This window comes from Burkholderia sp. 28_3, assembly GCF_003253915.1.
Classification (GTDB): domain Bacteria; phylum Pseudomonadota; class Gammaproteobacteria; order Burkholderiales; family Burkholderiaceae; genus Burkholderia; species Burkholderia cenocepacia.
This window is the reverse complement of sequence record NZ_QKZF01000031.1, coordinates 1-21,015: the sequence shown is the minus strand read 5'-3', so window position 1 is coordinate 21,015 and position 21,015 is coordinate 1. Positions and strand designations below refer to the sequence as shown.

The window sequence follows — 21,015 nt, the reverse complement described above, 5'->3', positions numbered from 1 at the left end:
ACGAGCAAGCGAAGCGCGCAGCGCCGGCACGGCGCGCAGACGTCAGGGATTGAAGCCCGTCAGGGGCGAGACACGCGCAGCGGGGCTCGACGCGCAGCGCGAAAGCCCGGCCCGGAGCGAAGCGGAGGGAGACGCCCCAGCAGCGAGTCAGGAAAGTGCCGCCAGCGCATGCGCCACAGCGACGGGCGCGCATGCGCAGCATCGGAAAGGTGATCCTTTACGGGAGCGGCAGAGAATCGAAAAGTGAGAACTTTCGGGAGTAGATCATCATGCTGCGGACGGCCCGCCGAAGGACACTGACCGGCACACTGCGCCAGCGGGCGTAACGCACCCGCTGGCGTCGATCCGGTCAATCTCGCGGCGGCATGCCTTTGCCTTCCGCTACAGCGGCATCGTCGCGCACGTCGTCGGCCGACACGGCCAGAGCACGGGCGTCGGGCTCCGCTTCCTCAGCGCTCGCCTCGGCATCCGACGCCTTCGCCGGAACGTCCCACAGCTTCACCCGCACGACTTCGGCCTTCGCGAAATGCTCAGGCAACCAGCCGCGCCCCCCGATCAGCCGTTCGGCCTCTGTCGCCGCGTCCCCCTTCTTGAGCTTCGCCACGCGCATCGCATCGGAAGGCGACACGGCCGCGCTCACGACGTCCACGATCCGATCCTTCGAAACATGGTCGAAATATCCCGCCTTCGTCGGTTGCCACGCATCCGCGAGATTCAGCCCGAGCGCCGGGATCAGCGCGTTGATCGCGTGCGGCCGCTCGTCCGGGCGCACGCTGTCCACGCTCGCCGCGACGTACTGCGCGAGGATCAGCTGCAGGCGCTCGTCGGTCTGCTCGATCAGCCAGCGCAGCAGCGCGTCGCTGTCGTGGGGGATTACGCCTCCCCAAACCCGGCGTTGCTCTCGGCGCATGGTGAACGCAAGGTCGTCGTCCAGTTCCGGCGCATGCTTCGTCAGGGTGTGGGAGTGGTCGCGGAACGTCACGTCCAGCGCGCTGCCTTCGGTACTGTGGCCGTACTCGCCCGCCAGCAGCCGGTGCACGAGCGCGGCGAGCGCGACGTGCGGCTGCTGCGCGAGGGCGGCGGCAACGGCCGCCGTGCGATGCGCGTTCAGACGCAGCGCCAGCCGTTCGGAGTGCGGCCCCTTCACGGGCTTCACAGCCGACACGGCGACGCGCGCGGGCTGACCATCTGACGAGTCGTCGTCATCGTCGTCACCATTCTCGCCACTTTCGGTCGTCGCGGCTGCAACCGGCTCACGCGTAACGAGTCCGCGCTCGATCACGGGCTCGCCGTCAGCATCGAGCGAGAGAAGCGCCCCAGCCTGCGCCATGTCGTCGGGATGGTAGACGAGCAGGGACTCTTCGATTTCGTCACGACGCACGGTCAACGCTTCTTCTTCCGCCTCGACGCGCTCGGCGACTTCGTCGTCTCTCTCGTCGGCATCCCAAAATTGGGCGAGTTCGGCCAGCCGCTGATCGATCGCTGTCAGTTCTTTCTCCACCTCATCGGTGGGTTCCGTTCGACGCGGCAGCACCGGGCGGAACTGCGACCGGGTGGCATGGTCGCGTTCCGGCATGGCTTTCACCCACGCCCAGCCTTCGGCCAGCACCGACGCGCCGAGCGCTTCCAGTTGCTCGGTCGCGAGGCGCAGCATCAGCGCATGATCGCGATACCACGCATCCTCGGCTGCGGAGAACAGGTCGCGTCGCACGGCACCGCCAGCCGCTTCGAACGCCTCGACGCCTACGAATTTCGCGACGCGGTTGCTCACGAACGACTGTTCGTCGCGCACGAAGCGGCGGCGGATCGCGTGCGCGTCGCGGTTGTACGGCTCGGCGTCGAACCACGCGGCCTCTTGCTCGTCGTGACTGTCCGACAGCGCGAGCGCCTGCATTTGATCGAGCTTGATTTCACCGGTGCGGAACAGGTCGACCAGCTTCGGAGAGACGCGTGCGAGCTTGAGGCGGCGCTGCACAGTTTTCGGATGCACGCCGTACAGGTCCGCGATTTCCTCGATCGATCGACCGGATTCGACCAGAATCCGGTAAGCGTCGCATGCGTCGGCCGGGTGCATCGGCTCGCGCATTTCGTTCTCGGTTGCCGACAGCAGCACTGCGTCCTCGACCGGCACGACCCGGCAGCGCACCGGGTGGTCGGCGGGGATGTAGTCGTGTTCGAACAGGTAGATGAGCGCGAGGCGGCGGCGTTCGCCAGCGGCCGCGCCGAACGTCTGCGCCCTCCGCGCGCCGACCTTCATTGGATGGACGATCAGGTTCTGGAGCAGACCGACTTTCCAGATATTGAGGGCGAGTTCCTTGATGCCGGTGGGCGGCACGCGCCGCACGTTGTAGGGGGACGCGACGAGCCGTTTAAGCGGAATGTCGCGCAGCTCGTCTGCCGTTCGGTGAGCCTCGGGGGGTGCGGGGGGAACGCCCGCATCGTGGGCGAGGGCCGGGATCTCGGTGGTCACTGCGTTCATAAAAGCCTCCTTTACGTCGGGGTGGAAAAAGCTGCCATTCGGAGCCGCCTCGACGCATGGGGAGTGCGGACGCGCAGGCACTGCAAGGGCGCGAGCAAGGCCGCAGCGCCGCGGCCGCCAGGCCCGGCGACCGGGCGCCGCGCGCGGCAACGCGAACCCTTGCGGTGACGGCGGGCCGCACTATGCGTCGGGATGAGGCGGCCCGATGGCAGCTGATGCGCCGACGGGAGAGGCTGGAACGCGGGGACGGCTGCCGAGACCCGGACATCGCCGGCGCGGGGCCGCACGCGCGGCCCGAGCGCGAACTCCGCGCGGCTCGCCGCGTGGCTGACGGGGCGGCCAGCGCCGGGGCCGGACGCCGGTGGCGGCCGAGCCCCAGGAGCGGACAGCCCGTTTCTCTGGCGCGCGGGTGCCTGCGGCTTGCGTGCCTGGCGCAGCCGGGCGCGCAAGGTGCCGCGCGCCGGCTGGATATTGGGAACGGTGAAGATCCACCGCGGCCAGCTGGGGCGAGCAGTCCCCGCCCGCGCCGGCCGCTCGATGCGGGCGGGGTGGGCCGCCCCGGATCAGTGGAACATCTCGCGGTACGGAATCGGCTTTCCGCGTTCCAGGCGCCGGCCGGGCCCGCGGGCCCACGCCGGCGGTGGAACATGGTCGAGCGGCGAACACCGCCGGCGCCAGGCGCGCGCCGGCCGCCGCGAGTCACTTCGAAGCGTTTCGGCGCCCGTCAATAACGCCAGCGTCGTACGCCGCGGTCAATGCGGCACGGATACACCAGACGGCACAATCGTGGAAATCCAGCCGGTCGCTGTAACGCGTTTCAAGCGTGTCGATGTTCAGATGGATACGCGCGATCGCAAACAGCAACATTTCGAATTCGCCTTTGTTCATGGGTTTCTCTGGAAAGGCCGGCCCCGGGCAAAGCCGGGGCCGGCGAGTGGATTTATCGCCGCGCGCACTGGCCGGCCTGGAACGCTTCCAGCATCGCGTAACGCAACGACGTCGGCAGGACTTCGATTTCCGTATCGGAATCCCATACGTCCGAGATCTCGGGACCGAAGGCGTTTGCAGCGATCGCGGCCAAAATTGCATCAATCAAATATCGGGGCATGCTGTTCTCCAGTTGCGCCGGCCGCAGCGCGCGGCCGGCGCTCGTGTGGTCAAGAAAGCTGCACAGCGCCGCAGTTCTCGGCCAGGCAGAAGGCGAAATACCAATTTCGGTACAGTTCGGCGAACAGGTGATCGCAATCGGCGTCGATTGCCCCAAGGAACTGACTGAAATCGTCGGCCAGCTTTGCGGAAGTCCGAGTGCCGATCGTTCCCGACGTGATCGAGAAATCGATCAGTTCCTTGAACGGGCCGTCCTTTGCCGCGATGGCGCCGTTCGTATGGCAGATCCGCGCGGCGCCGATCGAGATCGCCGGGTAATCGGCGAGCTCGGCCAGGCGCTCGCGGAAGATGTCGTGCATGACGTAGGTGCCGGCGCTGAACTCGAACGAATTCCGGTAGCGGTAGATACGCGCCATGTCCAGGTCGCTGGCGCGGTGCGGGAACCGCGCCGCGGCGTCGAGGCGGACGCAAAACACGTCGACAGGGTCGCCGTTTTCGTTCGTGCGGGGATGGTCGAGCTGCTCGAGACCGGAATAGGCTGAAACGATCAGTTGCATGATGAATGTCCTCTGTTCGGGTCTTAGGCGGCGGCCAACGCGGCGCCGGCGACGGGCGCCGTCAGGCGCGCCTTGGCGGCCGCAAAGTAGGTCGCGTCCAGTTCGATGCCGATATACCGGCGCCCGAGCTCGCGGGCGGCAACGCACGTCGAGCCGGAGCCGGCGAACGGATCCAGTACGACGTCGCCGGGCTGCGTAAAAGCGGAAATGAGTGTGCGCAGCGCGGCGACCGGCTTTTCGGTCGGATGGTGGCGATTGCCGCTGTACGGAAACGGCATGACGTCGGCGATCGGCGCCGCCGGCGCCACGGGCCGCCCCTTGGCGAGCAGGTAGGCGGATTCGTGTTGGTACTTCACCAGGCCGGCCTTGGACGCGTAGGATTTCGTGAAGACGAAGTGGCCGGCCACGCGAAAGCCGGCGGCCTTCCAGGCGTCGAAAAACAGGTCGACCTTGTTCCAGCCGTAGAACGAAATGCACACGGCATCGCGTTTCAGGACGCGGAACATTTCGGCGAACGCCGGCGCCAGCCAGTCGCCGTTCACGTCGTTCGCGATCGAGCGACCGCTCCGATCGCGGAAATTCACGAGGTAAGGCGGGTCCGTCACGATACAGTCGACGGATTCGGGGGCGAGTTTGGGCATGGCGACCAGGCAGTCGCCGTTGTACAAATAGCTCACGGTCAGCTCCATAGAGTTGAGATAGGGGCAGCCGGAGCACAGCCAGAACGATCTGGCTCGCAAACCGTGCTACCCGGAGCTGGCGAGCGCCCGCAGGGGAATGGCGGGCAAGGGGACCGTGGAATACCGGAGTGCGCGAAGCGCGCGAGGATATGCCGCGAAAGCCCCTTGCAGGAGCGGGGCGCCGTGCGACATTCGTCGCGCACGGCGCAGCGGTCCGTCCGCCAGGACACGGCGGGCGAACGTGGGCTCCGGGTTGAAAGGTCGACGGCTGTGGAATGCCGACGGAAGGGGATGGACCTGCAGGACGTAGCGGACCGACGGTGCTGCGTCCCGGTCATGAGCGCCGCGGCGATCTCCGATCGCGCGGCGCGATCGCGATTCCGTCAGCGCGGCCGCGAGAGCGGCCGCCGCGCAAACTTGCCCGTACGACGGCCGAGCAGGTTAAGGTACGGCAGCGTCAGAACAGCGCCAGTTGCTGCGCCTCGAGGCGCACATCTCGACGCTGCACGTCGACGTCGCTCGCGAGCAGCTCGATCGATGCACCATCCGGGTCTTCAACGCTCGCGTCGAGCCGAATGTCCGCACGTCGCGTGGCGTCGGCCGCACAGATGCGCTCGAATTCTGCACGCGTAGCGGCCAAAAGGGCACGCGTGGCATGCTCGGGCAGCACGCAGTCGGCCGACGCGTACTGGCCGTCAAAGAATCGTGTCACGCCATACCGTTCTCCGCCGCCGTGCCTCGGCTGGTATACGACCAGAGCGATACGATCGGCGTCGCGCAGGCCGTTGGACCAGCCCGCTGGCCCGCAAGGCGCTAGACCACATTCAGCGGCGATCGCCGCGCCGCGCGCAATCAGATCGGCGTGCGCACGGTCGATGACGCGATGCAGATTGGGCATCTTCAGGAAAAGTTGATTCATTGGGTCGTCCTGGTCGTGCTCGAGGCAGCCGAACCACGGCGGCTGGCTGCCCGCAAAATGTGAGATCGCGCACCATCCATCATCACCATGTGCGCGACGATCGGCGTCAGCTCATCGGGAACTGTCGGGACGCTCCCGCCACGCCTGCACCTCGTAAACTTTCATGAGCTCGAACGGGGTCTCGCCGTCTGGCTCGATGCCAGGGTTCTCCAGAATGACGTGCAATGCATCTGCGTCGCTCAGGGCGGCCAAGGCCGTCAGGAGCTGCTCGCGGCCAGCCTTGCGCGCACGAGCCCACTCGCTCCCGTCCTCGTCGTTCCAATCCGGTACGGTGCGCAGCTGAAGGCCATACGCGCGGGCCGCTTCAATTGCTGCAGTTTCGATCGCTGTCATGTTTCGCTCCTTGGTCACTCCGGTCAGTGGACATCGCGGCGCACGAATAGACGCGCGGCCGTGGCCGAACGGGGAAAGCCATGCACGTCGGACGTCTCGGCAAGCATTGCGGCGACGTCCATCTGCACGTTAGATCCCGAGCGAACGCTGCCCGCCCGATGCACGCCGATCACCTCGAGCAGCTGCAGGTCGCCCGCGCGATATCCGTCGACCGTCATCGAGGCGCGCACGTCCGGCGCCAGCCGATCGCCGTAGCGCGACGCGAGCCGCGTGAGCACACGCTCAACCGCGCGATCGCTGAATTGTCGCGACAGCGCGATCCGATCTGCGGCGAGGCGGACCGTCCGCCGGCCGCTGGACGTCAACATGAAGTGTTCGACCCGCTCGAGCCTGCCGCCGTCGGCCAGACGGGTGGCCTGCAGCGGCATCACAAGGCGCGCGACCTGGACGTCTCGCGGGCCATCGGTCCAGTCGATGGTCAGCTGCGTGCCGCGTTCGTTCTTTGCGACGCGCACTGCGAACGACGTCGCGGGGAAACCTTCACGCAACACGGTCTGCACCAACTGCGCGGTCTCGACAAGCGTCAGCACGTCGGCCAGCACCGCGGGCGCGGTTGCGGAATCCCGGCTGCCCCGCGCGCGGACGGACTCGGAGATTTGGGTACGGCGATCTGCAATGTGATGGAACATGTTGAACCTCGAATGATGGTGTACGGGACAACGTGAGGCGAGGGCGCCGGCGGCGGCCGCCGGCGCGTTCGGGTTAGCCCTTCAACTTGCGCATCTCTTCGGCGAGCACCCACATGGCGCGATTCAGGCGGAGATCCTGATCGATACCGGTCACACCGCGTGTCGACATCCGACGGCCGGTGGCCGAGCGACCACGCACCCCGCCCTTGATCACGTTCTCCTGCACGCGCTGGAACGTGGTCCAGAGGTCGGGGCGGTTGTCTTCGGTACGACGCGCGCGAAGCAGCTGATCCTCGGTGATCGGCGCGGGCGCTTCGGTCACGTCGTACCGGAGAGCCAGCACCGACCGCGCGAACGCCTGTTGCTCGCCTTCATCAAGCTGCGCGGCTTCCATCTCGCTCTTGCATTCGCGGATCAGGTCGAACCCGTCGAGCACCTCGTGCGCGCCGTCGACGACGTGGTCGACGACGTCGCCTTTGTGCGGCACCCGGATGTCGTGCGTCGTGTCGCCGAATACGAGACCGTTCTGGCAGACGAACCGGAAGTAACCGGCCAGCATCTGGTAGCTGCTCGACCCATCGTGGCTGTTGAGGAGGATGATTTCCGGGGTTTCCGGCGACGCGACCTGCGACGCGTGCCGCAGTCGGAGCATGTGCTTCGTATGCTCGCGCTTCGCGGCGACGCGCACGCGGGTCTGACAAACCATGAAGGGCTGGAACCCTTCTGCGCGAAGCTTCGTGAGGATCTCGATGGTCGGAATGTACGTGTATCGGTCCGACCGTGAGTCGTGCTTGTCCCCGGCGAAAATCGACGGCGCGACCTCACGAATCTGGTCATCGGAGAGCGGCGTGTTCGAGCGAAGGATCGGGGCGTTACTGCCAAACTTGGTTGCGAGTTGCATGGTTTTCTCCAGTGAAGATTCAGGTTCGATGCGAGTCGTTCAGGAATTCGCTGGCGTCCGTCAACACCAGACGACGTGGTCGTAAGCGACGGTGCGCCGGTAGTAGTTCCGTCCATCCCAGGGCGTGTACGTGTATTCCATGTACGCACAGTGCAGGACTCCTATCCAATGGTGCAATCGGTTCGTTTCCATCGTGACCTCCATCTGCGGTTGGTTTGCTCTTCAGGCCGACCGGGACCCAAGATTCCGAGTCCCCACGTAGGGGTTGTGCCGGTGCTGCCTGGACTTCGGCAGAACTGCTGCCGCCAGTCCCCTGAGTTCGTCGTCCCGCGACTGAAGGAGCCTGCCGGCGGGCGTGTTCAAGGGCGGTCGCAAAGCCGCACGCGGAGCGCAGCCCGAAGGGCGAGCACCGAACGGGTGCTGCGGCCGGCGGAGCGGACCCTTGAATGCGAACGACGGTGGGCTACGGTCGCGTTTGGGACGGCGAGCTCAGGGGACTGGCGGAATGCGGATAGTTGAGACGGCACCGGCTCGCCGCGCGGCGAGCGCCCCGTCTTGCGGCCGCGGCCGCAAGACTGGTGAGGTGTGTGCCGCGTGTCGCGGTCGTTCGCGACACGCGGTTGCGCTATCCTTCGGCGTGATCGTGTGAAATCTAAGACGAGTCGATGCTCATTCGAGAACAGGGAAACCTCATCAAGGTGCTGCGCGTCGAGCCTCCCAAGCAACCGCGTGCAAGGGGACGTCGGCGCGAACATGTGCTCGGCACGTTTCGCGCCGACGAGCCGATACCGCCCGAGCTGCTCGCGGCACTAACTCCCGACGAACGCGAAGGGCTCGCACGCTGGCTCTCGGTCTACCGGGAAGGCCAGGCGCGCACGGAGGCGCGTGCGATGCTGGCCTCGGCGCCTGCGCAACTGGAATCGCTCGTCGGTGCACTCGAAGTCGCGGCCGACACCATGTCGGCCGCCGAGGCAGACCGTGTCTGGGCGCAGCTGCAGGCGATCGCGCGTACACTGAAGCGTTCCGGCCATCCGCGGCCGCGCGCTGTGCGCCGGCCGCCGGCGCCGCTTCCCGGACAGCAAGATTTCTTCGGCGAATGCGACGAGCTCGAGCAGCTGGCCGAACAATGAACACGTTCCACGCGAGAATTCGACCCATGCGTCCACACCGTATCGTCAAAGACAGCGGGCGCACGCGAATCCCGACACGCCGGGCAGAAGCTCAGATCGCGCATTTGCCGGGATGGCGACGCTGGATCGCGCGGCTTGCCCGCGCCTTCAGTAAGACGACCAAGGTCCATTGAGGATCGAGCAGACGAGGTCGTCGCCGCGCTGATCACGTGGCACGGGGACCAGTTGGGCGCGAGCCGCTGGCGGTGTTCGTCGAGGCGCTCGAGCGACTTGAGCGGATGCGGGAGGGTCGATCGTACGGCCGGCCGCCCGCGCGGCACCTTGCCACCGGATCCAGGCTCGGCTGACACCGCTGCAATTTCGACCGGATGTTGCGCTCGCCCCAGCCCCCTGATGTATATACAGTGTTTCGGCGGCACCGGCCGCCGCGCGCGAGAAGGTGGGACGGACAATCTGATTCGAGTGATCGACGTTCGAGAGATCGCAGTGCGCTCCCTGGACGGTCTGGCTGCATCGGCGACTACAAGCTGGCCACCGCGCGCGGGAACCTAGTCCGCGTCCCTCGGAGTCAAGCATGATCGCCCCGCTAGGGCACCTGCTTGTAGGCGTCGAGGGTGCGCCCCGTCATCCGCACGAAACCCAGATGCAAGGCAACTGCCAGCCGGTAGAGATGCGAGCGGCGCCCATCGATCAGCGCTCGCTCGCGAGCGGAGAACGTGAAGAATATGTTGAGCTCGAACTCAGAGAGCTCTTGCGGGAAATGCCGCATGCCGAGATACGCCAACTGTCCGTGGTCCATCGCCCGCACTCCCGCGCGAAAAACGGACTGTGCAGCGTAGCGAGAAATTATTCGGCGGGCAATCGCAAACCGAAATATGACAATCGTGCAAGATGTTCAGAGAAGCGAACCTGAGCGAAGCGCAGCTCCATCGCTTCTTGTGATGGAGGTTCCCACGATCGGAAGGTCAAGAGTATTTATTGGGGGTTAGAGCACTTTCAACATGACCGTAGCAGATCCCGGACACACGCCCTGGAACTGGCTGGATGCCAGCAAGAGATGAGGCACGTCGTTGCGCGCGACGCGCATGAAACCTTCCTTTGCGAAGTAGTCCTCGGCCGTCGTCGTGAGCAAGGCAACCGCTTCGACTGCACGGCTGCGGCATTGCGCGAGCAATCGCGAAACAATCGCCTTTCCCACACCGGCTCCTCGCGCCTGTTCCGCGACCGCGATTGAACGGATCAGCGCGAAGTTGCCGTGGAATTCGATGCCGCCGCATGCGACAAGGCCCTGGGAATTCACCACCACAACGAAGTTCGTTAGGTGTTCCGCCGCGCCGGCGGTCGGCAAGTTGGACACGCGCAGGAGTGTCTCGATTGAGACCAGATCGGATACGGCGGCTGCACGAAGTTGCATGGTGTCGGTCCTCAGGTGGTGACGGCATCGGGTGTTCGGATGCGATTGACAATGCTTCGGGCTCTAACGACGTTCATGCGGCCGGCAAGCCGCGGCGAATTCCCGCGGTCACGGCATTTTGGCATGTCAGATACTGCGTTGATTCACGCGCTTAGACAGTTCCTCGGCGCTTTCCTTGCGTTCGCTGTACCGATCGACCAGGTAGGGACCGACGTCGCGCGTGAGCAAGGTTAATTTGACCAGTTCCTCCATCACGTCGACAACCCGATCGTAATACGCCGAAGGCTTCATCCGCCCAGCCTCGTCGAATTCAGCAAACGCCTTCGCGACCGACGACTGGTTCGGGATGGTCAGCATGCGCATCCAGCGGCCCAGCACGCGCATCTGATTCACCGCGTTGAACGACTGCGAGCCGCCGCTGACCTGCATCACCGCGAGCGTTTTGCCCTGCGTCGGCCGCACGGCGCCGACCGACAGCGGAATCCAGTCGATCTGCGACTTCATGATCCCGGTCATCGCGCCGTGCCGTTCCGGCGAGCACCAGACCATCCCTTCCGCCCACATCACCAGCTCGCGCAGCTCGACCACCTTCGGGTGGCTCTCGGGCGCATCATCGGGCAGCGGCAGGCCGCTCGGATTGAACACGTGGACCTCGGCACCCATCGCGGTGAGCAAGCGCTCGGCTTCCTCGACCAGCAGGCGGCTGAACGAACGCTCGCGAAACGAGCCGTATAAAAGCAAGAGCCGGGGCGGATGAGTCGACGGCGTCGCCGGCCGAAGTTGAGCGGCGTCCGGCACGCGAAACAGTGTAGCGTCGAGCTGCGGCAGGTCATTCAGATGCTCAGACACGCTTGCCCTCCGCATCGATCACGACCTCTCCGTCTTCCTTGGTGAACGGTCCCTTCTGCGGGTTCGGCAGAATGTCTAGGACGGCTTCCGACGGCCGGCAAAGCTTCGTGCCAATCGGCGTGACCACGATGGCCCGGTTCATCAAAATCGGATTCTGCCCGATGAAATCGAGCAACTCCTCATCGGTCCACTTCGGATCGCCAAGGCCGAGTTCCGCATAAGGCGTGCCCTTCTCGCGCAGCACCTCGCGCACGGTCAGGCCCGCGTCGGCCAGCAGCTTGATCAACGTTTCCCGCGACGGCGGCGTCTTGAGGTACTCGATCACGACGGGCTCCTCGCCGCTGTTGCGGATCAGGGCCAGCGTGTTACGCGACGTGCCGCAGTCGGGGTTGTGGTAAATCGTGATGTCGCTCATGTAGAGGTTCCTTTGTTTGATAGGTCGATGGCTTGCTGCCGGATTTGCGCGATCGCGAAGCGGAACAGAATCGCGCCCGCCGAGCCAATACCGGCCAAGGCCAATAGCGTGCCGGGATAGCCGTTCCCGGCGGCATACAGAAGTGACGCGACGAACGGGCCTGCTGCGATAGCGATCTGTACCGGGGTCGCCATTGCCCCGCTGATCGCCCCGTACGCAGCTCGCCCGTACAGTTCCGCCGGCAGCGCTCCGCGGACGATGGTCATGATGCCGTTGCTGATGCCATACAGTGCGGCGAATACGACGTACAACGGTAGCCAGTCACCCGATGCAAAGAGCAGGATCAACGACAACGGCAACAGGGAGATCGCTGCCATGCCGACGTGGCGCGTGCTGGCGCGTTTGCCGATCGTCGTCTCGAGCACGCGACCAAGAACCTGCATCGGCCCAACCAACGCACCCACCCATGCCGCGTTCGCGGCGGAAATGCCGTGTGCCTGCAAGACCGGGATCATGTGCAGCGACATCGCGGCGAACACCAGCGCATTGAGCGTGACCGCTGCCGTCACCAGATAGAAAGCCGGCTCGCGCAGGACAGCGATGAGGTTGGTAGCCGGATCTTCCGTGCGCGCCGCTGCAACCCCGTGCGTTGCCTTGCCGCGCTTCGGTAAGGTGGCGTGAATGGGTAGGCAGACCAGCAGGTTCGCCACGGCATAGAGAAGCCATGTCTCTCGCCACCCGGCATGCTGCAACAGGGTTTGCGTCAGCGGCCAGAAAACCGCGCTGGCGAAGCCGCCGAACAAGGTCAGATGCGTGATGGCCCGGCGATAGTTGGTGCCGAACGCCTGCGTAATGACCGCGAACGCGGGCTGATACAGCGTCGCGCTCATTGCGACGCCAATGCCGGCCCATGCGAGATACAGCCCTACAACGCCATGCACGCGTGACAGGCAAGCAAGCATGAGCGCCGCAAGTAGCGATCCGGTTGCCATCAGCAAGCGCCCACCCATGCGATCGATGATGGCGCCAGCCGACGTGGAGCACAGCCCGGAGATCAGTAGCGCCACCGAGTAAGCACCAACGACAATCGGTTTCGACAGCCCCAGCTCGTCCTGCATAGGCTGCATCAGGACGCCGTACGCGTAGAACATCGAACCCCACCCGATGATCTGCGTCAGCCCGAGCGAGGGCGTCAGCCAAGCGCGCGGACGGGGCGTCCTGTTGGACATGTCAGGTCCGGCACTCGTACCAGCCCTTCGACTGGTTCACGATGCGCACCACCAGAAGCATGACCGGTACTTCGATCAGCACACCGACGACGGTGGCCAGCGCCGCACCGGAATGGAAACCGAACAGGCTGATCGCGGCCGCGACCGCCAGCTCGAAGAAGTTCGACGCGCCGATCAGCGCCGACGGGCATGCAATGTTGTGCTTTTCGCCGATCGCACGATTGAGCCAGTACGCGAGCGCCGAATTGAAGAACACCTGAATCAGGATCGGCACAGCGAGCAGCGCGATCACCAGCGGTTGCTTCAGGATCGCTTCGCCCTGGAACGCGAACAGCAGCACCAGCGTGGCCAGCAGTGCGGAGATCGACCACGGGCCGATCTTCGCCATCGCGGCATCGAACGCCGCCTGTCCTTTCGCGAGCAACACCTTGCGCCAGACCTGCGCGAGGATCACCGGAATGACGATGTAGAGCACGACCGACGTAAGCAGCGTCGCCCACGGCACCGTGATCGCGGACATGCCGAGCAGCAGCCCTACCAGCGGCGCGAACGCGATCACCATGATGCTGTCGTTCAAAGCAACTTGGGACAGCGTGAACAGCGGATCACCGCCGGTCAGCCGGCTCCATACGAACACCATCGCCGTGCACGGCGCCGCAGCGAGCAGGATCAGGCCGGCGATGTAGCTGTCGAGCTGATCCGCCGGCAGCATCGGCGCGAACAGGTGGCGGATGAACAGCCAGCCGAGGAATGCCATCGAGAACGGCTTGACCAGCCAGTTTACGATGAGCGTGACGCCGATGCCTTTGACGTGCTGACGCACTTCGTGCAATGCGCCGAAGTCGACCTTGACCAGCATCGGGATGATCATCACCCAGATCAGCAGTCCGACCGGGAGGTTCACCTGCGCGTACTCCATCCGGCCGATCTGCTGGAACAGGCCGGGAAGCACCTGGCCGAGCGCGATGCCGGCGACGATACACAGCGCGACCCAGACGGTCAGGTACCGTTCGAAGAAGTTGATGGAGGGCTTTGCGACGGCCTTGCCGGGCGGGGCGATGTTGGACGTGTTCATTGGACAGGGTTCAGTCTCGAAGTCGTTGGCGGCCGCTAGTTTCGGCAGACCGCCGCGCGAATGATCAGGTTTGCGAGATCTCAGTCAACGCCGTCTGGAGTTCGGCATTGCTCATGCGGTCAAGCGGTAGCGCCAGCAACTGCAGCATGCGGTAGCCGATCGCCTGACGTGTGAGTTCGAACGCGAGGCGCTTGCCTTCGTCACCGCCCGTCGCATTCGACGGATCGGCGTAGCCCCAATGGACTTTGACCGGGCTGCCGGGCCAGTATGGGCAGGTTTCCGCCGCCGCGCTGTCGCACACGGTGATGACGACGCGCATTTCCGGTACGCCGTCGCCGACGAATTCGTCCCAGCTTTTGCTGCGATAGCCGTCGACGTCGACGCCGGCGTTCGTCAGCGCTTCCAGCGCGAACGGATTGAGGCGACCGCTCGGCGCGCTACCTGCGCTGTACGCGCGTACATCCTTGCCGAGCTTCGCGGCCCAATGATTGAGCATCCCTTCCGACAGCACGCTGCGCGCCGAGTTGTGGGTGCAGAGGATCAGTACGTTCGTAGTCATGTCAAAACATCCGGATTTACTGTTGGCCGATATCGCGCACCGATTTCTCCAGTGCGACGTTATCGAGTTTGGTGAGCGGCAATGACAGCAGCAGGTCGATCCGACGCTTCAGCGTCAGCGCGGCGTCGTGCATGGCCTGCTGCTTCTGTTCATCGGAGCCCTCGACATCGGCCGGGTCGGGCACGCCCCAATGTGCGGTAACCGGTTGACCGGGCCAGATCGGGCAGACTTCGCCGGCGGCCTTGTCGCACACAGTGAAAACGAAGTCGAGCGCGGGCGCGTCTGGCGCGGCGAATTCGTCCCAGCTCTTGCTTCGATACCCTTCGGTCGACAAGTGCCACCGTGCCAGCTCGCGCAGTGCGAACGGGTTCACCTCGCCTTTCGGATGACTGCCGGCGGAGTAGGCAACGAAACGCCCGTCGCCGAGCTGGTTCAGTAGCCCCTCCGACAGGATCGATCGTGCGGAATTGCCGGTGCAGATGAACAGCACGTTGTAGCGCTTGTCGCTCATGGTTGGACCTCAGCAGCAGGCAGATTTCACGGCCGCGCCGGTCGGATTGCCGCGCGCAGGAGTACAGCAAGCGGCAGTGTCGGCATTCGATTCGGCCGGCTGCGCATTACGGGATTCGCCATAGGTCGGGACGTTCCCGAGCGTCTGGTACGTCTCCCATGCAATGCCTTGCGGGTCCACCGTCCAGTACTTGTCGGAGCGCGCGTAGCAACACGTCGTACCCGTTTGTTCGTCGAGGGGCAGTGCGGCGTCGCTGAGACGCTCGTGCATTTCGGCCAGCTCGGCATCGTTTTCGACCTGTACGCCGAGGTGATCGAGGCCGGCCGCAGCGCCGCGCTGCGAGATCGCAAAGTTGACACGGGGATCGTCGAGCATCCACTTCGCATAGTCGGTCTTGACGACGGTCGGTTCGGCGGCGAACAGCGCCGAATAGAAATGGATGCTGTCAGCGAGATTCGGCACGCTGAGGTGCACGTGAAAGCGCTTCATGATTGTTGCTCCTTGGATGGAGAACATGCACCAACTGGCGAGCAGGGATTGCCGCCGCAACAGTTCTCCGTGAGATAGGCCAGCAGGCTGTTCATCGTGGCGAAGTTCGCGCAATAGAAAACGAAGCGACCTTCCTGCCGGCTGGTGACAAGCTGTGCATGCGCCAGCTCCTTCAGATGAAAGGAGAGCGACGACGGCGGCACGTCCAGCAGTGTTGCAATCTGCCCGGCCGGCATGCCTTCCGGCCCGGCCTGTACGAGGGCGCGGAAGACGGCGAGCCGGGACTCGTGGGCAAGCGCCGCAAGGGCGGCAATAGTTTGGTTCGTTTCCATGATTCCATATTAGTCGAAATATCGAATTAGAGGCAAGAATTTCGTCCGCTTGCTGATCTCCAGAGCCAGCGGCGCACCCAGAGTCGTGGACGGAGCCCTCTGGAGAATAGATGAAGCGACGATCAGGAAGCCCTTGAATTCGCTGAACATTATTTAAGGGCCTGGCCGCAGACCCTTACCAGGCCTACCGCGCGCAACACCGGTAAAGCGCACGAAAATCAAGGGGAGGCCTTCATCGGGAGCTCGTGGTCGAAGCCGACTCTAACGTAGCCGGCGTGGACATCGATAGGGCGGATTAGGGGGCGCTGGTGAGCGTCCGTCAGTAGTTGTGCGACGAACGGTACTGCAACTCTAGAGGCCAAGTCGCCTGCGTCTTAAGTCGGGGTAGCACGGTACGAATCGCCGTCACGGCGGATCTCGTACCACCTCGTTCCTCCGAATTCGGCCGCCGCGCTGTCCGGGCGTGCATAGAGGAGGCCCAGCATGCGGACGGACTCCCCCTGCCCGGGGAGACGATCGAGGTCACCTCGGAGGATCATGTTCCGACCATTGACAGCAACTGCGAGCGTGCGCCTCCTTGTCATTTGGAGCCCGTCTGGTTGCTCGCGCGTTGCCGGCGATTTCGAACTTCCCCCGGACGCGATTTCCCAAACAGCAAGGTCCGTGAGCGACGGCGTGTGGCGCAGCATCGCTCCCTCGAAAAACCATCCGGCTAGTAACGACATCGTCAGTGCTCCCTATTCAACGGCCGTCGGAAGCAAAAAGCGGTTGCTTGCTGCGTCCGGCGGGTAATACAGCATATTGGACGTTGCGCGATTCTCAACGTATCACTGTATGAAGTGCAGGATCAGTATCGCGCAGCCGCCGACCATACCGACAATCCCCGCAGTTACCCCCGCAGTCTTATTCAACCTTCCGAAAAGATAGATAAGTGCTGCGACAACGGCGATCCAAGCAATCCCGCATCCCAAGATCTCTAGCAGACCTGTTCCGGGCGCGAGAATGCTCCGAGGTTCCAATTCCATTGGCGCTCACCTTATTTGATAGCAATCCGAATGATTTTACATAACAGATACTAACGTCGACATTTTGCACATTTTAAGGTAACGCTCAAGCGCGTCGAGAACTTCGGCTTCAGTCCCGGAAACGTCCCATACTGTCGGCCACCCGCCATACTTATTCACCAGATCGCGCGCCAGATACCAACGACCGCCTGAAGGCGGCCGTTGCCTGGTGCGGGCTTTCGGCATGAAGTCGACGCTCCTGTACCTCGACGTCGGAATGCGTTCCGGCCACCTGCTCGATCATCTGCAGCGACATCAGCGTCAGGCGCGCCTCACCGCATTTCTCTATCGTCGCCTGCAGCTGCGACTTCAGCACCGGCGAACCGTCGCGCAGCGCAGCCGCGACCAAGTCGTCGCGCATCGTACGCAGCGCTGCGCGACGTCGGCCCGCTCATCCGCATCGCGATCGAAGGACAGCCGCTCGATCATCTCGATCGCCAGGCCTTGAACGCGCGCGCGCAAAGCTGTGAATTCGGTACGGCTGTAGCTGCGCAACGGCATCTGTGCCAGCTGCTGCAGGGAACGGTCGGCCATCGTTCAGGCAGTCGCCGGCTGCGTTGCCGCGCCAAAGGCCTCGGCTCGGGATTCGTCCGTGACGGCATCGCGCGTCACGATCGCCGTTGCGCACCGCTTCGAGAGTGGGCGCTTCGCTATTCTCTGAGCGCGCGATCGACGGCTCGTACTAATCTATCCGATGGTTTTCTACGTGCTCGCCCCAAAACTTAATCGGATCGCGACGAACGATTAGTTGCGATCACACTAATCACCAAGCCGCATCGCTACACCTTGGGGCCGCCCGAAAAGCGCGGATTTTACCGCCATCGACTATCAATCAGGCGAATCGATTCCACCAGTGATAGCATCCGCGGCCGCAGAGGCACGGCATCTCATCTGTACGATTGGAATATGCTGGTTTGTCCATCGCGACTCACCAACATGACGTTGTACGGCAAGTGGCGTCCGTTATATGCCGGCCCGTCCATACCAGGAGCCCCAATCGGCATGGAAGGTACAGCCAATCCGATTGCTTTCGGTCGCTCGCGCAGAAGGCGCTTGATTTCACGAGCCGGAACATGTCCTTCGATAGCATATCCCTGCACGATACCCGTATGGCACGAAGCGTAGCGATCAGGCATGCCTGCTTTACGTCTTGCCTCGACTGTATCGTCGACATTTTGCACGGCCACCTTGAAGCCGTTGTTCTTGAGATGTGATACCCAGTCTTCGCAGCAACCGCAGGTTGGTGTCTTCCATACTTGCACGACAGGCTTGCCAGCAGTCTCCTGCGAAAACGCTATGACGGGCAAAAGTGCCAACCCGGCCACGACTGATCGCCTTGCGTGTGAAATCGATCCGACCTTCAAAGGCTTTTTCATACAAACTCCTCCTTAATTGAATGGGTATATCGGCGGAAACTATCCAGTACCGGACATGATCAACTTGCCAAGTATTGAGCGTACTGTACTGTTGCATGGCATTAGCGGATATTACCAGTGTCCCCAAGGGAGTAGCGCCCAGGTTGGGTGTTGATCGCCTTGACGGTGTGGGCGACAATTGCTTCAACGCCGAGCTGCCCGAACTCCGAGCTTGCGTGACGCGGGTCGCCGCCATAGACTCCATCCGCAACCCCGGGTTTAGCCGCGTTGCGCAGTTCTTCGACACGCACCATTTGCGGAACAACCGCCAGTTGCAATGATGTGTCCGCGAGTCCGGCGTGCGTACCGATCTCGTCGCTTCGCACGCGACGCTCGCGCAAAATCTGCGCGTAGCCGTCAAAACTCGACGCATAATATTCTGATGGGACGAACGCACGCGCGCGTGACCCCGTCCAGGGCATGTCGTTATACACAACGTCCTCGTTGTTCGGCGACGGCGACGAAGCCCGTTTACTTTCAATGACATAGAGCGGCGCTTGTAAACTGTCGGCGGATCGCGTCTACTCTCCGCTTTTGAGCGGATGCCTTGGTCACCGAATCGACGCCCTGGACACAAACGGAATTCGAGCAACTGGACCTTGGCGACGCGCGCCTGAACAAGCGAGCGAGGCTTTTGATGGAAAGGATGGCGGCGGACCCGACGGCCAGCGTGCCGCAGGCATGTCACGGTTGGGGCGAAACGATAGCGGCGTACCGCTTCTTCGATAACGAGAAGGTCCAGTGGCATGCGATTCTGGAGCCGCATTGGCAGCAGACGCAAAAGCGGATGCAAACGCATCAGGTTGTGCTCTGTCTTCAAGACACCACCGAGCTTGATTTCAATGGTCAGGATGCGCTCGGATTGGGGCCGCTGACGTATGAGGCGCAGCGCGGGATGTTTGTTCATCCGACCTATGCGGTGACGCCGCAGCGCGAGCCGTTGGGCATCCTTGACGTATGGATGTGGGCCCGCGAGAAGAAGGACGACTCGGGCCGACGTGGTGGCCCGAAGGAAAGTTTGCGTTGGATCGAAGGCTACGAGCGCATCGCCGAGATGGCGCCGGATATGTCCTCGACCCGTCTGCTGTATGTGGCCGACCGCGAAGCGGATTTGATGGCGTTGATGGAGCGCGCCGACGCGTTGGGCAACCCGGCCGACTGGCTGGTACGTGCCGCGCATAACCGCAGCCTGCCCGAAGGCGATAAGTTGTGGGAGTACGCCACGCACGACGAAGCGGTGGGCGAAATCGCCTTCCCGATGGCCGCGCGCCAAGGTGTGAAAGCGCGCACGGTGCGCCAGCGCCTGTGGCTGCGGCGCGTGCAGTTGCCTGCGAGCAAGGGCAAAAGCGTCGCTGCAACGTGCCTGGTCGCGCGCGAGTTTGACGCACCAGCCGGTGTGAAGCCGATCGAATGGCGCTTGCTGACTAACCGTACGGCGACCACGCTGGATGAAGCGACGGAATTGATCGAGTGGTATCGGGCCAGATGGGAAATCGAAATCCTGTTCAACGTTCTGAAGAACGGCTGTCAGGTCGAAGAACTGCAGTTGGGCACGATTGAGCGACTTGAGCGTAAGCGCTCTTTGATTGACGCCATTGCACGGCGAGGCTGATTCACCGAGGCTACGTGTCCATGTTCAATGAGCGTGGACAGGTGTGCATGAACGAGCAACGCGGAGGTTTGCAGAGCCGATTGGTGGTCGATCGCAAGCGAGACGGACGGCGTAAGTACGACGAGGATGCAAAGCGCGAATTGATACAGGCGTGTCTGAAGCCCGGGGTGTCGATCGCGCGGACGGCCATGGAGCACGACGTCAATCCAAACCTCGTTCGGACGTGGATTTCCAAGTATCAGCGCGAACAAGCCGCGGGCGAGATAGTCAGCTCCGTGACGGAGCCGTCACGAGAGGCTCGCGTCGAGCTGCCGGCGGCTTCCGTGCATGAGGAATCAGCCTTTATGCAGGTCGTCACCTCCGCGGTTGCTCCCACTCCGACTAAATTGGCTGCGGCATTCTCACTGAATGTGCACCTGCCAAACGGCGTTTCCTTAGAATTGGGCCCGGCGAACTTCGATGAACTGACGGCCGTTGTGCAAATGCTCGGGAGGCTGCCATGTTCCGGTTCGACGAAGGGCTGAAGGTTTATCTGCATCGCGATCCAGTCGACTTCCGCATGGGCATCAACGGACTGTCGATCCTGGTCGAACAGGCGATGCGCCTGAACCCGATGACCTCGGCGCTGTTCGTCTTCGGCAACCGCCGGCGCGATCGAATCAAGATTCTCGGCTGGGGCGGCAACGGCTTCTGGTTGCTGCTCAAGCGACTCGAAGCCGATCGCTTCATCTGGCCGAACGGAGGCGACACAATCACGCTCAGCGCCGAGCAATTGCACTGGCTGCTCGACGGCATCGACCTGGCCGTGATCCAGAAGCATCCCCAGCGATATTACGCGCGGATGAGCTGAACACCGCGCGGGTGACATGGTCTAATCGGCCATGCCGAACAGCCCCGTCATGCCGAGTGTTGAGGAATACCAGGCACTGCTCGCCGAACGCGATGCGCTGCGCGGTGAGCTTCGACTCGTGACGGCCCAGCGCGATCTGGCCGAAGAGAAGCTGCGGGCCTACAAGCACGAACTGTTCGGTGCATCGAGCGAGGCGCGCCATGCCGACCAGCTCGGCCTGTTCAACGAAGCAGAGGCATTGGCGGCGACTGCCTGTCACGGGGCGGCGCTATGGAGCCAATGCGGGGTCGGCATAAGGGCGCCACTTGAGGGGCGGCACATAGGCGCCAGTCCAAGGGCGGCGTAA

General features: G+C 63.5%; 23 protein-coding genes and 4 pseudogenes. 5 read left to right on the top strand and 22 right to left on the bottom strand.

Features of this window, described 5'->3' with window-relative positions; all coding sequences use genetic code 11:
* Positions 1–349 precede the first annotated feature (349 nt).
* The 9 genes from DFS13_RS35830 to DFS13_RS35795 all read right to left on the bottom strand — a co-directional run bounded on the left by DFS13_RS35830 (position 350) and on the right by DFS13_RS35795 (position 7,725).
* Positions 350–2,479, bottom strand: coding sequence for a ParB/RepB/Spo0J family partition protein (locus tag DFS13_RS35830; protein WP_039350079.1), 2,130 nt, complete (start codon positions 2,477–2,479; stop codon positions 350–352).
* A gap of 699 nt (positions 2,480–3,178) precedes the next feature.
* The gene (locus DFS13_RS35825) at positions 3,179–3,367 is read right to left on the bottom strand and encodes a DUF6900 domain-containing protein (protein ID WP_027810081.1); all 189 of its coding nucleotides are present in this window, start codon (positions 3,365–3,367) and stop codon (positions 3,179–3,181) included.
* 52 nt (positions 3,368–3,419) lie between these two features.
* On the bottom strand, positions 3,420–3,587 hold the full coding sequence (locus DFS13_RS40475; RefSeq protein WP_165581456.1) for a hypothetical protein: 168 nt from the start codon (positions 3,585–3,587) through the stop codon (positions 3,420–3,422).
* A 49-nt stretch (positions 3,588–3,636) separates the two neighbouring features.
* On the bottom strand, positions 3,637–4,143 hold the full coding sequence (locus DFS13_RS35820; protein WP_027810082.1) for a hypothetical protein: 507 nt from the start codon (positions 4,141–4,143) through the stop codon (positions 3,637–3,639).
* A 23-nt stretch (positions 4,144–4,166) separates the two neighbouring features.
* Positions 4,167–4,820 (bottom strand): DNA methyltransferase, encoded by a 654-nt coding sequence (locus DFS13_RS35815; RefSeq protein WP_027810083.1) that lies wholly within the window; start codon positions 4,818–4,820, stop codon positions 4,167–4,169.
* A gap of 460 nt (positions 4,821–5,280) precedes the next feature.
* Positions 5,281–5,742, bottom strand: coding sequence for a hypothetical protein (locus DFS13_RS35810; RefSeq protein ID WP_027810084.1), 462 nt, complete (start codon positions 5,740–5,742; stop codon positions 5,281–5,283).
* A 111-nt stretch (positions 5,743–5,853) separates the two neighbouring features.
* Positions 5,854–6,135, bottom strand: a complete 282-nt coding sequence (locus DFS13_RS35805; protein ID WP_034175683.1) for a hypothetical protein — start codon at positions 6,133–6,135, stop codon at positions 5,854–5,856.
* Positions 6,136–6,158: 23 nt separating this feature from the next.
* The gene (locus DFS13_RS35800; RefSeq protein ID WP_027810086.1) at positions 6,159–6,824 is read right to left on the bottom strand and encodes an LPD29 domain-containing protein; all 666 of its coding nucleotides are present in this window, start codon (positions 6,822–6,824) and stop codon (positions 6,159–6,161) included.
* A 73-nt stretch (positions 6,825–6,897) separates the two neighbouring features.
* Positions 6,898–7,725: a DUF932 domain-containing protein gene (locus DFS13_RS35795; protein ID WP_027810087.1), complete on the bottom strand. Its 828-nt coding sequence runs from the start codon at positions 7,723–7,725 to the stop codon at positions 6,898–6,900.
* Positions 7,726–8,390: 665 nt separating this feature from the next.
* Between DFS13_RS35795 and DFS13_RS35790 the strand changes: the two genes are divergently transcribed.
* A complete protein-coding gene (locus DFS13_RS35790; protein ID WP_027810088.1) occupies positions 8,391–8,855 on the top strand; it encodes a hypothetical protein in 465 nt (154 codons plus the stop codon).
* A 589-nt stretch (positions 8,856–9,444) separates the two neighbouring features.
* On the opposite strand, the pseudogene DFS13_RS35785 reads toward DFS13_RS35790, so the two are convergent.
* From DFS13_RS35785 to DFS13_RS35715, 13 genes and pseudogenes are all read right to left on the bottom strand, one after another.
* A pseudogene (locus DFS13_RS35785) lies at positions 9,445–9,654 on the bottom strand (DUF4158 domain-containing protein); the annotation flags it as partial.
* Between the two features lie 186 nt (positions 9,655–9,840).
* Positions 9,841–10,269, bottom strand: a complete 429-nt coding sequence (gene arsN2, locus DFS13_RS35780) for an arsenic resistance N-acetyltransferase ArsN2 (protein ID WP_027810089.1) — start codon at positions 10,267–10,269, stop codon at positions 9,841–9,843.
* A 126-nt stretch (positions 10,270–10,395) separates the two neighbouring features.
* Positions 10,396–11,133, bottom strand: a complete 738-nt coding sequence (gene arsH / locus DFS13_RS35775; protein WP_077186795.1) for an arsenical resistance protein ArsH — start codon at positions 11,131–11,133, stop codon at positions 10,396–10,398.
* Positions 11,111–11,533, bottom strand: coding sequence for an arsenate reductase (glutaredoxin) (gene arsC, locus DFS13_RS35770; RefSeq protein ID WP_027810091.1), 423 nt, complete (start codon positions 11,531–11,533; stop codon positions 11,111–11,113). The genes arsH and arsC overlap by 23 nt, the downstream gene beginning before the upstream one ends.
* Positions 11,530–12,762, bottom strand: a complete 1,233-nt coding sequence (locus tag DFS13_RS35765) for an MFS transporter (RefSeq protein ID WP_027810092.1) — start codon at positions 12,760–12,762, stop codon at positions 11,530–11,532. The genes arsC and DFS13_RS35765 overlap by 4 nt, the downstream gene beginning before the upstream one ends.
* Before the next feature lies 1 nt (position 12,763).
* Positions 12,764–13,837 carry an ACR3 family arsenite efflux transporter gene (gene arsB / locus DFS13_RS35760; protein ID WP_027810093.1) on the bottom strand — a complete coding sequence of 358 codons (1,074 nt, stop codon included), beginning with the start codon at positions 13,835–13,837 and terminating at the stop codon, positions 12,764–12,766.
* A 64-nt stretch (positions 13,838–13,901) separates the two neighbouring features.
* Positions 13,902–14,396, bottom strand: coding sequence for an arsenate reductase ArsC (locus tag DFS13_RS35755; RefSeq protein WP_027810094.1), 495 nt, complete (start codon positions 14,394–14,396; stop codon positions 13,902–13,904).
* Between the two features lie 16 nt (positions 14,397–14,412).
* Positions 14,413–14,907 carry an arsenate reductase ArsC gene (locus DFS13_RS35750; RefSeq protein WP_027810095.1) on the bottom strand — a complete coding sequence of 165 codons (495 nt, stop codon included), beginning with the start codon at positions 14,905–14,907 and terminating at the stop codon, positions 14,413–14,415.
* A gap of 9 nt (positions 14,908–14,916) precedes the next feature.
* Positions 14,917–15,396 (bottom strand): ArsI/CadI family heavy metal resistance metalloenzyme, encoded by a 480-nt coding sequence (locus tag DFS13_RS35745; RefSeq protein WP_027810096.1) that lies wholly within the window; start codon positions 15,394–15,396, stop codon positions 14,917–14,919.
* A complete protein-coding gene (locus tag DFS13_RS35740) occupies positions 15,393–15,728 on the bottom strand; it encodes a helix-turn-helix transcriptional regulator (RefSeq protein WP_027810097.1) in 336 nt (111 codons plus the stop codon). The genes DFS13_RS35745 and DFS13_RS35740 overlap by 4 nt, the downstream gene beginning before the upstream one ends.
* Before the next feature lie 1,287 nt (positions 15,729–17,015).
* A pseudogene (locus DFS13_RS35725) lies at positions 17,016–17,326 on the bottom strand (integrase); the annotation flags it as partial.
* Between the two features lie 353 nt (positions 17,327–17,679).
* Complete coding sequence (locus DFS13_RS35720; protein ID WP_077186796.1) at positions 17,680–18,168, bottom strand: DUF411 domain-containing protein; 489 nt, start codon at positions 18,166–18,168, stop codon at positions 17,680–17,682.
* A gap of 101 nt (positions 18,169–18,269) precedes the next feature.
* Positions 18,270–18,641, bottom strand: a complete 372-nt coding sequence (locus DFS13_RS35715; protein WP_306172480.1) for a creatininase family protein — start codon at positions 18,639–18,641, stop codon at positions 18,270–18,272.
* 113 nt (positions 18,642–18,754) lie between these two features.
* On the opposite strand from DFS13_RS35715, the pseudogene DFS13_RS35710 reads away from it, so the two are divergent.
* The 4 genes and pseudogenes from DFS13_RS35710 to DFS13_RS35695 all read left to right on the top strand — a co-directional run.
* Positions 18,755–19,813: pseudogene (locus DFS13_RS35710) on the top strand (IS4 family transposase); the annotation flags it as partial.
* A gap of 53 nt (positions 19,814–19,866) precedes the next feature.
* On the top strand, positions 19,867–20,343 hold the full coding sequence (locus DFS13_RS35705) for a transposase (protein ID WP_027810101.1): 477 nt from the start codon (positions 19,867–19,869) through the stop codon (positions 20,341–20,343).
* Positions 20,319–20,669 carry an IS66 family insertion sequence element accessory protein TnpB gene (gene tnpB / locus DFS13_RS35700; protein ID WP_027810102.1) on the top strand — a complete coding sequence of 117 codons (351 nt, stop codon included), beginning with the start codon at positions 20,319–20,321 and terminating at the stop codon, positions 20,667–20,669. The genes DFS13_RS35705 and tnpB overlap by 25 nt, the downstream gene beginning before the upstream one ends.
* Positions 20,670–20,700: 31 nt before the next feature.
* Positions 20,701–20,922: pseudogene (locus DFS13_RS35695) on the top strand (IS66 family transposase); the annotation flags it as partial.
* Positions 20,923–21,015 lie beyond the last annotated feature (93 nt).

Excerpts from the sequence above, each read along its gene's own strand:
- DFS13_RS35830 (WP_039350079.1), bottom strand. The coding sequence starts at position 2,479 with ATGAACGCAGTGACCACCGAGATCCCGGCCCTCGCCCACGATGCGGGC.
- DFS13_RS35825 (WP_027810081.1), bottom strand. The coding sequence starts at position 3,367 with ATGAACAAAGGCGAATTCGAAATGTTGCTGTTTGCGATCGCGCGTATC.
- DFS13_RS40475 (WP_165581456.1), bottom strand. The coding sequence starts at position 3,587 with ATGCCCCGATATTTGATTGATGCAATTTTGGCCGCGATCGCTGCAAAC.
- DFS13_RS35820 (WP_027810082.1), bottom strand. The coding sequence starts at position 4,143 with ATGCAACTGATCGTTTCAGCCTATTCCGGTCTCGAGCAGCTCGACCAT.
- DFS13_RS35810 (WP_027810084.1), bottom strand. The coding sequence starts at position 5,742 with ATGAATCAACTTTTCCTGAAGATGCCCAATCTGCATCGCGTCATCGAC.
- DFS13_RS35805 (WP_034175683.1), bottom strand. The coding sequence starts at position 6,135 with ATGACAGCGATCGAAACTGCAGCAATTGAAGCGGCCCGCGCGTATGGC.
- DFS13_RS35800 (WP_027810086.1), bottom strand. The coding sequence starts at position 6,824 with ATGTTCCATCACATTGCAGATCGCCGTACCCAAATCTCCGAGTCCGTC.
- DFS13_RS35795 (WP_027810087.1), bottom strand. The coding sequence starts at position 7,725 with ATGCAACTCGCAACCAAGTTTGGCAGTAACGCCCCGATCCTTCGCTCG.
- DFS13_RS35790 (WP_027810088.1), top strand. The coding sequence starts at position 8,391 with ATGCTCATTCGAGAACAGGGAAACCTCATCAAGGTGCTGCGCGTCGAG.
- arsN2 (WP_027810089.1), bottom strand. The coding sequence starts at position 10,269 with ATGCAACTTCGTGCAGCCGCCGTATCCGATCTGGTCTCAATCGAGACA.
- arsH (WP_077186795.1), bottom strand. The coding sequence starts at position 11,133 with ATGCGGAGGGCAAGCGTGTCTGAGCATCTGAATGACCTGCCGCAGCTC.
- arsC (WP_027810091.1), bottom strand. The coding sequence starts at position 11,533 with ATGAGCGACATCACGATTTACCACAACCCCGACTGCGGCACGTCGCGT.
- DFS13_RS35765 (WP_027810092.1), bottom strand. The coding sequence starts at position 12,762 with ATGTCCAACAGGACGCCCCGTCCGCGCGCTTGGCTGACGCCCTCGCTC.
- arsB (WP_027810093.1), bottom strand. The coding sequence starts at position 13,837 with ATGAACACGTCCAACATCGCCCCGCCCGGCAAGGCCGTCGCAAAGCCC.
- DFS13_RS35755 (WP_027810094.1), bottom strand. The coding sequence starts at position 14,396 with ATGACTACGAACGTACTGATCCTCTGCACCCACAACTCGGCGCGCAGC.
- DFS13_RS35750 (WP_027810095.1), bottom strand. The coding sequence starts at position 14,907 with ATGAGCGACAAGCGCTACAACGTGCTGTTCATCTGCACCGGCAATTCC.
- DFS13_RS35745 (WP_027810096.1), bottom strand. The coding sequence starts at position 15,396 with ATGAAGCGCTTTCACGTGCACCTCAGCGTGCCGAATCTCGCTGACAGC.
- DFS13_RS35740 (WP_027810097.1), bottom strand. The coding sequence starts at position 15,728 with ATGGAAACGAACCAAACTATTGCCGCCCTTGCGGCGCTTGCCCACGAG.
- DFS13_RS35720 (WP_077186796.1), bottom strand. The coding sequence starts at position 18,168 with ATGAAAAAGCCTTTGAAGGTCGGATCGATTTCACACGCAAGGCGATCA.
- DFS13_RS35705 (WP_027810101.1), top strand. The coding sequence starts at position 19,867 with ATGAACGAGCAACGCGGAGGTTTGCAGAGCCGATTGGTGGTCGATCGC.
- tnpB (WP_027810102.1), top strand. The coding sequence starts at position 20,319 with ATGTTCCGGTTCGACGAAGGGCTGAAGGTTTATCTGCATCGCGATCCA.